12 protein-coding genes and 2 tRNA genes are annotated in these 12,595 nt (G+C 41.8%); all 14 read right to left on the bottom strand.

Annotation, left to right across the window (positions count from 1 at the left end):
* Nucleotides 1-30: 30 nt before the first annotated feature.
* The 14 genes from hslO to yabP all read right to left on the bottom strand — a co-directional run bounded on the left by hslO (nucleotide 31) and on the right by yabP (nucleotide 12,576).
* The gene (hslO, locus tag MKY11_RS00435) at nucleotides 31-906 is read right to left on the bottom strand and encodes an Hsp33 family molecular chaperone HslO (protein ID WP_007496169.1); all 876 of its coding nucleotides are present in this window, start codon (nucleotides 904-906) and stop codon (nucleotides 31-33) included.
* 14 nt (nucleotides 907-920) lie between these two features.
* Nucleotides 921-1,697, bottom strand: a complete 777-nt coding sequence (locus MKY11_RS00430; protein WP_008341820.1) for a type III pantothenate kinase — start codon at nucleotides 1,695-1,697, stop codon at nucleotides 921-923.
* Between the two features lie 164 nt (nucleotides 1,698-1,861).
* A complete protein-coding gene (ftsH, locus tag MKY11_RS00425; RefSeq protein WP_024719367.1) occupies nucleotides 1,862-3,766 on the bottom strand; it encodes an ATP-dependent zinc metalloprotease FtsH in 1,905 nt (634 codons plus the stop codon).
* 95 nt (nucleotides 3,767-3,861) lie between these two features.
* Nucleotides 3,862-4,401: a hypoxanthine phosphoribosyltransferase gene (gene hpt, locus MKY11_RS00420; protein WP_007496175.1), complete on the bottom strand. Its 540-nt coding sequence runs from the start codon at nucleotides 4,399-4,401 to the stop codon at nucleotides 3,862-3,864.
* A gap of 15 nt (nucleotides 4,402-4,416) precedes the next feature.
* Nucleotides 4,417-5,820, bottom strand: coding sequence for a tRNA lysidine(34) synthetase TilS (gene tilS, locus MKY11_RS00415; RefSeq protein ID WP_017366442.1), 1,404 nt, complete (start codon nucleotides 5,818-5,820; stop codon nucleotides 4,417-4,419).
* A 96-nt stretch (nucleotides 5,821-5,916) separates the two neighbouring features.
* A complete protein-coding gene (locus MKY11_RS00410; protein WP_342501738.1) occupies nucleotides 5,917-6,927 on the bottom strand; it encodes a protein kinase family protein in 1,011 nt (336 codons plus the stop codon).
* On the bottom strand, nucleotides 6,911-7,645 hold the full coding sequence (locus tag MKY11_RS00405; RefSeq protein ID WP_342501737.1) for a VWA domain-containing protein: 735 nt from the start codon (nucleotides 7,643-7,645) through the stop codon (nucleotides 6,911-6,913). Before MKY11_RS00405 ends, MKY11_RS00410 begins: the two co-directional genes overlap by 17 nt.
* 76 nt (nucleotides 7,646-7,721) lie before the next feature.
* Nucleotides 7,722-10,205, bottom strand: a complete 2,484-nt coding sequence (spoIIE, locus tag MKY11_RS00400) for a stage II sporulation protein E (RefSeq protein WP_342501736.1) — start codon at nucleotides 10,203-10,205, stop codon at nucleotides 7,722-7,724.
* 203 nt (nucleotides 10,206-10,408) lie between these two features.
* Nucleotides 10,409-10,480 (bottom strand) — tRNA-Glu (locus tag MKY11_RS00395).
* 25 nt (nucleotides 10,481-10,505) lie between these two features.
* Nucleotides 10,506-10,579, bottom strand: a tRNA-Met gene (locus tag MKY11_RS00390).
* A 179-nt stretch (nucleotides 10,580-10,758) separates the two neighbouring features.
* Nucleotides 10,759-11,157 carry a S1 domain-containing RNA-binding protein gene (locus tag MKY11_RS00385; protein ID WP_003217901.1) on the bottom strand — a complete coding sequence of 133 codons (399 nt, stop codon included), beginning with the start codon at nucleotides 11,155-11,157 and terminating at the stop codon, nucleotides 10,759-10,761.
* A gap of 82 nt (nucleotides 11,158-11,239) precedes the next feature.
* Nucleotides 11,240-11,614, bottom strand: coding sequence for a septum formation initiator family protein (locus tag MKY11_RS00380; protein WP_007496186.1), 375 nt, complete (start codon nucleotides 11,612-11,614; stop codon nucleotides 11,240-11,242).
* 18 nt (nucleotides 11,615-11,632) lie between these two features.
* The gene (yabQ, locus tag MKY11_RS00375; RefSeq protein ID WP_342501735.1) at nucleotides 11,633-12,271 is read right to left on the bottom strand and encodes a spore cortex biosynthesis protein YabQ; all 639 of its coding nucleotides are present in this window, start codon (nucleotides 12,269-12,271) and stop codon (nucleotides 11,633-11,635) included.
* Nucleotides 12,268-12,576, bottom strand: a complete 309-nt coding sequence (gene yabP / locus MKY11_RS00370; RefSeq protein ID WP_342501734.1) for a sporulation protein YabP — start codon at nucleotides 12,574-12,576, stop codon at nucleotides 12,268-12,270. Before yabP ends, yabQ begins: the two co-directional genes overlap by 4 nt.
* Nucleotides 12,577-12,595 lie beyond the last annotated feature (19 nt).

The following is a 12,595-nucleotide window of genomic DNA, read 5'->3' as shown; positions in this document are numbered from 1 at the left end:
ATTCTAAAAAGAAAACCCGCTGCTTAGAGCTTAGCGGGTTATTTCTTCACGTAGCTCTTCTAGCTCTTCTTTTGTAAATACATACGTTTCGTTACAAAAATGGCATTGAGCTTCTGCTTGTCCGTCTTGTTCAATCATATCCTCAATTTCGGCTTTCCCTAGGCTGATAATACCGTTGGCAAACCGTTCTTTTGAGCAGTTACAAGAAAATTCGACAGGTACAGTTTCTAAGATTTGAGGTTTTTCACCGAGCACTTCTTCTAAAATTTCTTCAGGAGTCATCCCTTTTTCAATCAGTTTAGAGATCGGTTCAATGGTTGATAATCTCTTTTCGAGTCTTTCGATGACTGCATCTTCTGTTCCAGGCAGCAATTGAATGATGAAACCGCCTGCTGCAAGGATCGAGTTGTCTGGATTGACAAGAACACCCACACCTACTGAGGATGGCACTTGTTCAGAGGAGACCAGGTAATAAGTAAAGTCATCTCCAATTTCACCTGAGACAATTTCCGTTTGCCCTGTAAAGTGGTCTTTCAGTCCGATATCTTTGACAACACTTAACGTTCCAGATGTTCCAACAGCACGTCTAACGTCCAGCTTCCCATGTTCATTTAAATCAAAGTGAACTTGTGGGTTTGAGACATATCCGCGCACCTGACCTTTTGCGTTTCCATCTGCAATGATGGCTCCGATCGGCCCACCGCCTTCAATTTTGACAGTTAATTTATTCTCGCCTTTCAGCATGGCTCCCATCATGACAGTCGCTGTCATGGTTCTGCCGATTGCAGCTGAAGCAGTTGGCCACGTATGGTGTCTTCTCTGCGCTTCGTTGATTGTATCTGTTGTGTTCGCAGCATACGCACGGACTTTCCCGTCATATGCTAACGCTTTAACTAAATAATCCATTTTGATTAAACCTCCTATAATACACCGACACGATTACGTTCATAAATTAATTGGAGTCCTTTTAATGTGAGGAACGGATCGACAATATCAATACAGTCTGATTCATTTCCAATCAATGTAGACAAACCGCCTGTTGCAATGACTTTCGGTGTTTGTTTGGCTTGCTGCTTCATCCGTTTCACTATGCCCTCGACTTGCCCAACATATCCATAAAGGATGCCGGATTGCATCGCACTGATGGTATTTTTTCCAACAATGTGATCTGGACGGACAATTTCAATTCTTGGCAGCTTAGCCGCTCTTGTATATAAAGCCTCTGTTGAGATGGTAATACCAGGTGCAATCGCCCCACCCATGTATTGTTTTTGTTCATTGATATAGCAGTAGGTTGTGGCTGTTCCAAAGTCTACCACAATGAGAGGTGCCCCATACAGGTGAATGGCCGCCACTGCGTTCACAATTCGATCAGCGCCGACTTCCTTTGGATTGTCACACATAATGTTTAATCCAGTCTTCATGCCAGGCCCAACGATTTGAGGAGTAATGTGAAAATACTTTTCGCACATTCTTTCCAGAGCAAACATCATTGGCGGGACAACAGAAGAAATGATAATCCCTTCTATCTGGTCAAACATCAGCCCTACATAGTCAAATAAGGATCGGATTGCCATACCAAATTCATCTTCTGTTTTATGACGGCTTGTTTCAATCCGCCAATGGTAGTTCAAATCGCCATTATGATAAACACCTAAAACGGTATTTGTGTTTCCTACATCTATCACGAGTAACAACTTCATCACCACTTTGAATAGTGTCTCAAAAAGAGCATTTTTCGACTTTCTATCATACCATACACGAATTGAGTTCCATTTGTAAACAATTCGAAACCGATCCATTCATGAATCGAAATAAAAAAAAGCTGCCGGTGAGCCCGACAGCTTTTTATAGAAGGAGATTAGATCTCCTCGTCTTCTTCTTTTTTCTTGATGTTCACTTTCACATCATCGTTTTTCTCTTCGTCATCTGCGTATACACGCTCTGGAAGCTTTCCAGTTTCGTAAAGAGATTTAATTTGTTCAGCATCTAATGTTTCCACTTCTAGAAGAGCTTGTGCGATGATTTCTAGCTTATCTTTATTCTCAGTGAGAATTTGTTTCGCACGTTCGTAGCTTTCTTTGATGAAGCGCTGAACTTCTTGGTCAATTTCATAAGCGATCGCTTCACTATAATTCGGCTCGTTGTTGAAATCACGGCCAAGGAATACTTGACCTCCTTGTGCTTGACCGAATTGTAGAGGACCAAGTTTATCAGACATACCGAATTCTGTCACCATTCTTCTTGCAATACCTGTTGCACGCTGGAAGTCGTTGTGTGCGCCTGTACTTACTTCACCAAACGTAATTTCCTCTGCAACACGGCCGCCGAGCAAGCCGACGATTTTATCAAGAAGCTCTGGCTTCGTTTGGAAATAACGGTCTTCTCTTGGAAGCATGACCGCATATCCGCCTGCCTGACCACGAGGAACGATCGTTACTTTATGCACCATATCCGCTTCGTCTAGGATAAGCCCAATGACGGTATGACCTGCTTCATGGTACGCCACGATATTACGTTCTTTCTTCGAAATGACACGGCTTTTCTTAGCCGGTCCAGCAATGACACGGTCAGTCGCTTCGTCGATATCACGCATATCAATTTTCTTTTTGTTTTGACGGGCAGCAACAAGTGCTGCTTCGTTTAGTAAGTTCTCAAGATCTGCCCCAGAGAACCCTGGTGTTCTGCTTGCAATGGCTTTCAAGTTGACTGTATCATCAAGCGGTTTGTTTTTCGCATGAACCTTCAGTACTTCTTCACGGCCAATGACATCTGGGCGGTCAACCGTAATTTGACGGTCAAAACGTCCCGGACGTAGCAATGCAGGATCTAGGATATCTGCACGGTTCGTTGCAGCAATGATGATAATCCCTTCGTTGGCACTAAAACCATCCATTTCAACAAGAAGCTGGTTAAGCGTTTGTTCACGCTCATCATGACCACCGCCAAGACCTGCTCCACGCTGACGACCCACTGCATCAATCTCATCAATAAAGATTAAGCAAGGTGCATTCTTTTTCGCATTTTCAAACAAATCACGTACACGTGATGCACCGACACCGACGAACATCTCGACGAAGTCAGAACCACTGATGCTGAAGAAAGGAACGCCTGCTTCTCCTGCAGATGCTCTCGCAAGCAATGTTTTACCTGTACCTGGAGGTCCTACTAGTAAAACCCCTTTAGGGATTCTTGCGCCAAGCTCCGCAAATTTACGTGGATCTTTTAAGAATTCAACCACTTCTACGAGCTCTTGTTTTTCTTCATCCGCACCGGCAACATCTTTAAATTTCACACGTTTCTTCTCTTCTGTGTAAAGCTTTGCCTTACTCTTACCAAAGTTCATGACACGGCTTCCACCGCCTTGAGCTTGGTTCAATAAGAAGAAGAACAGGATAAAGATGATGATGAATGGAATGATGGTTGTCAGAACTTGCAGCCATCCATTTGTTTCAGGTGCTGGTTCTACTTTTACATCTGTATTCTTCAGTGCACTGTAAATCTGGTCAACACCTTGACCATCTGGAACATGGGTAATGAAGTATTCATCTTTCTTCGCGCCATCTAATTGACCACGAATTTCATAAACCCCTCTTACAGGCTGGATGGAGATACTCTCCACTTTTCCCGCACTTAAATTTTGCGAAAATTTGCTGTAAGACATGTTCTCAGGCTTTTGATTAGGGGATCCTAACCAACTGACAACCCCTATCACAAGTAATAAAATAAGTATATAAAAAATCGTATTACGAAAAACCCGATTCATTCCTTACCTCCTCCCACAGTAAGCACAACTATGTTCAATAGTATCATAGAAAATCATTCCAACACAACCAATAACCTCATGTAAACGTGTGCTCATTAGCCTTCGTAAACAGATGGTTTTAACACTCCAATATACGGGAGGTTTCGGTAACGTTCGGCAAAATCCAATCCATAGCCAACAACAAATGCATCTGGTACTTCAAACCCAACATAATCTGCTTTGATGTCTGCTTTGCGGCCGCTTGGTTTATCAAGCAATGTCACAATTTTAATGGAGTTTGCTTTACGGTATCGGAAAAGCTCTACCAGATAACTCAAAGTTAACCCACTGTCGATGATATCTTCCATAATTAGAATATCTCTTCCTTCAACAGAAGTATCTAGATCTTTGATGATCTTCACTTCTCCAGAAGATACGGTAGACTTTCCGTAGCTAGATACATCCATAAAATCAAGCTCTAAATATGTATCAATGTGTTTGATCAGGTCTGCCATGAATGGAAGAGCCCCTTTCAAAACACCAATAGCCAGGGGAAATTTACCATCATAATCGCTGGTTAATGTTGCACCCAGTTCTTTCACTTTTAGCTGGATCTCTTCTTCTGAGATCAAAATCTTTTCAATATCTTGTTTCATGCTTTTGCTTGCCCCCTACAAATTTTCGTGCTGTCTATATTGTAATACAATGAGATCGCTGTTTGTCATATCAATTTCTTCAAAAACGGATTTTTTCAGACCTGGGATCCAGATGATTTGATGATCCGAGTCAGTGACGATCGGCCAGCTGTCTCTTTCTGCAAGAGGCACTTTTTTATCAATAAATATATCTTTCACCTTTTTTGATCCATTCATCCCTTTAAGTTTGATTCGATCACCGTTTTTTCGTGAGCGAATGATCAAAGGAAGACGAACATGATCTTTTTGAAGCAAGAAAAAATGGTTTCCGTTCCGTGCATCCTTCGGAACATGATTTGATACCAAGATAGACTGTCCATTCGGGAGAAAAAGTTCCTCGCCAAGCTCACCTTTTAAATGATGAGTATATGACTGATCTATGACAAGCGATCGTTCAAAGGTAAACATACAGTGATCATAAGATTTGACAGCTTGTAAACCTTTTGGCAAATCTAATGATCCAGACGGTTGATCAGTATGAGATAACCAGTCCAAAGTCCCTAGAATATGCTGGTTTGAAAACGCTGATTGAGTGTTTTCATAAAGATAGTTTAATATTAGTTGAATGCCTCTTCTTTGTAAAGGCAAAGGCAGGTCAAGCAAAGGCTTCGTTTTGATCTCAATTTGCTTAGGCGTTTGATTCGTAATGACTTGATGCATTTGATCCTTTGTTAATGCCTGCAAGTACTGCTCATCCTCAGTCAGCATGTCACTTACAAACTGAAAGCTTTCATGCACATGAGGTGCCTCTTCTTTTAACACGGGAAGAACGTGTCTTCTGATCCGGTTTCTCAAGTAATCATCGGTGTGATTGCTTTGATCAATGACATAAGGAACTTGTTCTTTTTCGCAAGCAGTGAGTACATCATCCTTAGAATATCCAATCAGCGGACGAATCAGCCACCCTTCTTGAAAAGGGCGCTTTGCTTGCATACCTGCGAGTCCTATTCCAACAGTCCCTCTTGTCAGCCTCATCACCATTGTTTCTACTTGATCGTCTCCATGATGTGCAAGCGCTATAAATTGAGCGTTGTACTGTTCCATCAATTGACGAAAGAAAGCATATCTGCACTCTCTTGCAGCTGCCTGTTTGTTTAAACGGTTTTCTTTTGCATATTGGGTGACCTGTATACGAGCCGATTCAAAAAGGATCTCATGCTCTTTACAGTACGCTTCAACAAATGCCAAATCAGCAAAGGATTCTTCTCCTCTGAACATGTGATCTACATGGGCTGCAATCAGCTGAAAGGAACCTTTTCGACGTTTGTTTAGTTCATGCAGCAAGAGCATAGAATCTGGTCCGCCAGAAACCCCGACAATGACTGTCGTATTTTCAAGGAAAACATCATGTTTTTTCAAAAAAGATTCAATTCTATTCACAACTTCCTCCTCACAAAGAGCAGGTAATTTAAAGATATACATATCCTATCACTTTCATTAGCTCCAAGCAAAGAAGAAGCCTGCTTTTTTACAGCTCTATAATAGGAATAAAACCACATAGGCACAGTAAAGAGCGAGCACACTGCATAAGATGAGAATGGTTTCAAAAAGACCGCCTGATTTTTTGCGTACTGATGTTCTTTTCGCAGCAGCAGCTCTTGATCGTGAAGGTACGGTCTGTTGATGTTGAGGAACAGCTGACTTTTGCCTATTTTGCTGTGATGGCTTCTTTTGTCGTGATTTTCTTGAAGCAAGCAATTGTCCTTCTTTCAGCATCGCGCTTTTCATGTCTGCCGCTGATTGATATTTGCCTTGGAGAGCCGCTTTTAACACCCTCTCATATCGCTTTAATAAAGGATGTCCTTCAATCGCTCGATATAGCTGCTTTTCTGGTTCTGCCCCTTTTTTAAATTCTTTTTTATAGGCACAGTTCACCATGACCATACTTAAGGCAAATAGATCATAAGAAGGTTCTGCTTTTCTTGTACCGAAGCCCCAGTAGCCGCGGTCAAAAAACTCGGTGTATTCCTTAATCGCCCTTCCTGCCTTCGTTGTTCCTCCAACATCAATACATCGAATCGTAGCTGGGGGGCCTGAAACGATGAGATTATCAGGCTTCAAGTCACCGAAGATCCAGCCTTCCTTATGTAAGTGAGCAAGGTTAGACAACAGTTGAATCATGAGAACGACGATCCATTCATCGCCTTTTTGTTTCACAAATTCAAGCAGCAATGGTCCTCTGACATACTCCATGACATAAAACGACCGTTTCTCTGACATTCCAGGATAAAGAGCATCATCCATATCATAAAAAGAAGGCCCCATGGTTTTCACAGGAGCCTTTGAAAAGGATTTTAATACATTGACTTCAGATGCAATGAGCATACTGTCATCACTCACTTTAAGGGCCACTTGTCCCTTTGGCGATTCGGCCAGATAAACCACACCGTTCGCCCCTTTTCCCAGCTCTTTTACAATGCGGTAATGTTGATGATGCCACTTTCCCTTTATCATTGTACCTAATGGGATGTTAGAAGCCGAATTCATCATGTTCTTCCTTCGCTTCAAGCAGCCCTTTTCGTGAACGAACTGATTTGAAATGCTGGAGTGCTTCTCGAAGCGCTGGTCCAGTTGGAGTGATTCCTCCTGTGGTCAGTTTCGGGAAAATAGATGATAGTGAATCGAATCGAGGCGTCCAATTCAACACAATTTCAGCATCTGAGTTTTTCCCGGGAAATATACACATCCCAAACTGATTTTCACCAATTCTCGAATTTAGACTAATAGAGAGATCGATGAGTGCTTCTTTGACCGTTGGCAGCTTCGGTTTCATACTTGCACTTGTATCCACAAGCACAAGCACTTGAAGATGAACCGTCTCACCGAGCTCGTCCACAACTTCCATCACTTCTCCACGCTTATCTGGGGGAAGTTCTTCAATCTCAGTATCTTTGCCAAGAATTTGCTGCAATTCTTTATTCACAACACCTTGTAACGTTTGCGTCATCGCCTTTTTTGTAACCATTTGTACGGTTTGAGACAATTGCTGAACGTAGACAACCTGATGAATGCCTCCGCCTGCTAGAGCAATCCCCTCTACTTCTTTCATCGCTTCATGATCGTGTCTGTTCTCTTCCATAATGCCAATGACATTGACTGTGATCCCTTGCTCCTTTGCCAATGCGGCAATCGCAAGTGGGTCTTCCCCATGATTTGAGCAGCCATCTGTAATCAGTAAGATTTGGTTTACGTGACCTTTTCGCATCTTCATTCCTCCTGGGATTGTAACTGAATGCTTATATCCCCATCATCGCCAGAAGAAATTCATATTATACGATATTTCAAGAAATCTCTTGTTTCTGGAGATAGAATGTACCTGTCGGAATGGATGCCCATTTTGGTGTATTGTGGTCGAGCCTAATGACGACAACCGTCATATCGTCATCGATTTGACCTGCTCTTGTGCGAATGACCTCCTCCATTAATAAATCAGCAATCTCTTGCGGATCTTCTGTTTTAAAGCTCTTCATTTTTCGTTTGACCCACAAATCATGATTTTCGATATGCTTTGGTCCTTCAAAGATACCGTCGCTCATCATGATAAGGAGATCTCCTGCCTTCATCTGTTCACTCACCACTTCTACTTCGAATTCATCAATAATGCCAATAGGCAAGTTGCTGGCCTGTACCTTCATCACTTGATCACCACGTTTAATAAAACTTGGGGTGGAGCCAATCTTGAGGAACTTACAGCTCGCATCCTGTAAATCAATGATGGATAAGTCTAATGTGGAATAGACTTCATCTGTTGTCCGTAAAGATAAAATGCTATTAATCGTTTTAATCGCTACTTTTTCATCAATACCAGACGCCAAGATTTTTTCTAACAGCTTGATCGTTTCATTGCTTTCAAAATGGGCTCTTGCTCCATTTCCCATCCCATCACTAATAGCTGCGGCATATTTACCTGCACCCAGCTCCATCATGCTGTAGCTGTCTCCAGATACTAATCCTCCGCCTTTCGCTGCATGTGCTACACCTGTAGACACTCGATACGATTTTGCAGAACCGAATACAACATGACAATAACCTGTTGGATGCTCCGCACACTGCTCTGCTTTGACTAAAACTTGTTCTTCTAAAATATCCGAGAGCATTGGAGCGATGATTTTTTCGCATTCCCCATGACCTTGGCAATAAGGAATTCTCATCTCTATATCAACATTTCCCTGTTCTAAGCTATAAATTTCAACTTGCTGAATTTCAATTCCAAAGTTCTGAAGTGCTTCTATCATCTGCTCTTCCTGAATAAAATGCTGCTCTCTTTCTCGTTTTATTTCCCGGGAAAAATCCTCCATGACTTGTGAGACACCCATCAGTTGTTCGGCCACAAGGCGTCTGCTGTCTTGGACCTTTTTCTTTAAGGTCTGATTTGCTTTATAGTAAGCTATCTCCTCTTCAATCAATTCTTCTACATGCTTTGATTTTGAGCAGTGCTGACTGAATTTCTTTTTCAACTTCCGGTTATGCTCGTACGTTTTTTCATCAGATTCATGCATAACTTGTTTCATGAGTTCATAGGTTGTATCAAAGTTCTGCACCCAGCATTTATTTTTCTTATAGCACGTTTGACAGGAACGTTCTGTGATCGTACTTAAAAAAAGATCTACATCCTCTTCCTGCTTCTTCTCCTCAGGAATGGATTCGTAAAATGTCGCAAAACTCTCAGACAGCGCATGAAATACATTAGAGAATTGATCTACCTTTTTTGCTGTCACGTCTCGTACTTTTCTGGCATATTGCTGCTGTTCCTGTACATGCTCTACCGTACCAGGAATATATTTTGCCACCTTGGACGTTACTGACTGTGGCGTGAGCAAAAACAGTGCAACTGCGATGAGTGATTCATATAGCGTTGTTATCAGCCCTGCTGACCCTTCACCGTAGAGGGAGATTAGTAAAGACCCCACAATCAAGCCGATGGCGGCTCCTGCTTTTTTCCCCTCTTTTAGTAATCCGCCTAATAAGCCCGAAAAGGCAAGCAGACTCATCTGATAAAGGTTGCCGATGTTGGCGAGACCAAGAATTAATCCAGTTACAACACCCACTGTACAACCAATACTCGCTCCTCCAATAAAGGCAAAGCTCAGCACTACATATCGTGACAAAATATGCTCTGCCTGCATTCCTTGAAATGTGATCCCAGCCAGACCTGTTAAAACTGAAGCGATTAATATCATAAAGCAAATAATTTCTTCAACCTTTAAGGAATGTTTGATTTTCCTGACTGTAAAAATCGGCAAACTTTGAAGAAAAATCAGTGTCAAAATGAAGGCAAGTCCAGCTTCAACCCCTGCCATCACATAGTCATAGCTTTGAACCGCACCCTGCTCGAGGTATACAAAAGTTCCCCTGGTCATCAGCATTGAGAGCACAATCACTACCGGTAATGTTTTCACCGGGTCTTTGATGATAAATGAAACGACCTTTGACATGAGGAGGAACACGATCAATGACGCAAACACGAATAATGCATTTTGAGGTGATATCGTCATCGCTCCAGCGAGTAAAGCAAGACAAGCAAGCATCGCTTTATCCCTTTTAATGAGCAGCATGGATCCAAAGAAAGGCAATGCAAACGGCATAATTTCAGATAAGATAAAGGCTCGTCCCAATAAAAAGCCCAGAACAACATAAATAAACCCTTTATAGAAAAAAAGAGAATGCGTATGATGAAGAAACAGGTTTTTCATCTTTTTTAACCCTGCACTGATTCTTTCAAACCCGGCTCCCGTTAAATCAGTTCTTCTTTCTAGTTTTTCCATCTTTTCATCCCCCACCTGATATTCGTTGCTTGTCATTATAGCGAAGGTGAAAAAGAAATTTTGTCAAAAGAAGTTGTCGTTTCCATAAAACGTTCGACGCTTTATTTGCCAAAAAGGCATACTTTCTTGAAAGTCGATGTCTTTCATCAGAATTTTACGAAAGCACAAAAAAACAGCTTTCCTATAGAAAGCTGTTTTGAAGATGACCCGTACGGGATTCGAACCCGTGTTACCGCCGTGAAAGGGCGGTGTCTTAACCGCTTGACCAACGGGCCTTGCTTATTGTTCTTTTTAAAAGGATAGCGGCGGAGGGGATCGAACCCCCGACCTCACGGGTATGAACCGTACGCTCTAGCCAGCTGAGCTACACCGCCATAATATAAAATGCGCTAAGAAGCACAAGAACTATAATACAAAGGATTCGCTTGTCCGTCAATAGAAAGTTTTAAATTAAATGGCGAAATCACAAAAAACGTTGAATTTGTATTGAAAAAAAGCACCCGCTAAACAGCAGGTGCTTTGTTGTGAAAGATATATAGAAAGCAGCAACAAGTTAACCTCTTCTTGCTCCGCGTCCCCCACGTTTTGATTCCGTGTTACGTTTTAAAGATGTTAAGCGGTCTTCACTATCTTTTAAGAATTTGTTCATTTTTTGCTCAAACGATTCCTTCGGACGGAAATCATTTCTGCTCGGTCTTGATTGTTGTTGTTGAGGACGATCTTTTGCTTTTTTAATGGACAAGCCGATTTTACCGTCTTTTTCAACGTTAATCACTTTCACTTCAACTTGTTCACCGACTTTTAAATGCTCATTAATATCTTTTACATAGTTATCGGCTACCTCACTGATATGAACGAGACCAGTTGAACCGCCTGGCAACTCCACAAAAGCTCCAAAATTTGTAATGCCCGTAACTTTCCCTTGTAACTTGCTGCCAACTTCAATCGACATAAAAAAAGTGCTCCTCCTTAGACTTATAAAAAAATCTCATTTGTTCAATTATACATAAACTGAATTTTAAGTGTCAACAAGGCTAATCGCTCTTATTGCCCACATCAAAGATTTTTTCGCCTTTTTTAGACATATAATAGTCCCGTCGTGCCAGTTCGAGTACGTATTCTTTGCTTTTCAGCTTTTTGATTTCATCAGAAATATCTTCCTGCTTTGTTTGTAATTGCTTCAATTCTTTTTCAAGCGCAACCTTCTTCTCTTCTTTTTCTTTCAATGCAGACGATTGCGACCAGAGGGCACTTGTTACCAAAACAGCAAACATGAGCACAATGACTCCAAACACGGTAAGCCTTCTAAGGAGTCCCCGGCGTTTGCGTTTTAGGCGCTGCGCTTGCTGTTCCATTTGTTTTTGATAATCATTTTGAATTTGTGCGATATTTCTTTTTCTCTCGTTCAAGGATGAAGGCCTCCTCTCTTACTTTGTCCAGAATTGTTTCCATTTCGTTTTCATGGTACGAGATAATTTCTTGATCCCTTGTAAAATTCCTGCTCCTTTTGAGAAAAACAACCTCATTGATGTTCGCCATTTTTCGGGAATTCGATGAATAATGGTTATATTGAGTAACCAAATAAGCGGATAACAAACAATATACAGCACCTTCCACACGAGTCGAAACGCAAAACGAACAAGGCGTAAGAGCGAGTGGAACAAGAACAGAAGAGCACTTATGATCAAACCAACGATCCAGCGAATGGGCTGGAAAACCATCGACATGATCAGCCTTTTCAGGACGAGAACAGTCTGATAAATACACCTCATCACAAACTTGAGGATGTTCATATACAGCTGTTTCATCAATGCCTGGTACATCGAGAAACCTAAAGCAACAGCTAGAAAAATATAAAGCCTGAATTCTCCCTCATTGGTCAGCAGCAGGACATAAAAGAATAAGAGACCCTGCACCACCCAAAAAAGGAGGTCGTGAATGGCCAGCAGCCATTTTGCTGTTTTTTCCCGGTTCACAAACAGCTTGTACGTATCCAGCGATGCGCCCAGCCAGATGCCCATCGCCGCCATCGAAAGCATCGTATAAAACTGGACCGTCAGTGTCATTTAAACAGCTTGCTAAAAAATCCTTTAGCTTTCTCCCCGTGCTGCTCATCTACATAGATTAAGTCAAAGACATGCCCTTTAATGGACACAACGCCCTTTTCTACATCTAAGTTTTTCATTTGCAGATTTTCTCCGCGAATGGCGAGGACTCCCATGACAGTCTCAAGCAGAAATTCTTCATTATCAAAGCTCTCGACTTGTTTGACCCCGGTAATATCTAAATGCTTTCTGTTGCGCATTGTGACATGATGCTCGGCTTCTGATGACAACTTCGTGCCTTGAGGTTGATTATAATATTGATTCATTTATACATCCCCCATATCT

This window comes from Bacillus sp. FSL W7-1085, from assembly GCF_038595035.1.
GTDB classification, from domain to species: Bacteria; Bacillota; Bacilli; order Bacillales; family Bacillaceae; genus Bacillus; species Bacillus altitudinis.
This window is presented reverse-complemented; position numbering and strand designations above follow the sequence as displayed.

Excerpts from the sequence above, each read along its gene's own strand:
- hslO (WP_007496169.1), bottom strand. The coding sequence starts at position 906 with ATGGATTATTTAGTTAAAGCGTTAGCATATGACGGGAAAGTCCGTGCG.
- ftsH (WP_024719367.1), bottom strand. The coding sequence starts at position 3,766 with ATGAATCGGGTTTTTCGTAATACGATTTTTTATATACTTATTTTATTA.
- hpt (WP_007496175.1), bottom strand. The coding sequence starts at position 4,401 with ATGAAACAAGATATTGAAAAGATTTTGATCTCAGAAGAAGAGATCCAG.
- MKY11_RS00410 (WP_342501738.1), bottom strand. The coding sequence starts at position 6,927 with ATGAATTCGGCTTCTAACATCCCATTAGGTACAATGATAAAGGGAAAG.
- MKY11_RS00405 (WP_342501737.1), bottom strand. The coding sequence starts at position 7,645 with ATGCGAAAAGGTCACGTAAACCAAATCTTACTGATTACAGATGGCTGC.
- spoIIE (WP_342501736.1), bottom strand. The coding sequence starts at position 10,205 with ATGGAAAAACTAGAAAGAAGAACTGATTTAACGGGAGCCGGGTTTGAA.
- MKY11_RS00385 (WP_003217901.1), bottom strand. The coding sequence starts at position 11,157 with ATGTCGATTGAAGTTGGCAGCAAGTTACAAGGGAAAGTTACGGGCATT.
- yabQ (WP_342501735.1), bottom strand. The coding sequence starts at position 12,271 with ATGACACTGACGGTCCAGTTTTATACGATGCTTTCGATGGCGGCGATG.
- yabP (WP_342501734.1), bottom strand. The coding sequence starts at position 12,576 with ATGAATCAATATTATAATCAACCTCAAGGCACGAAGTTGTCATCAGAA.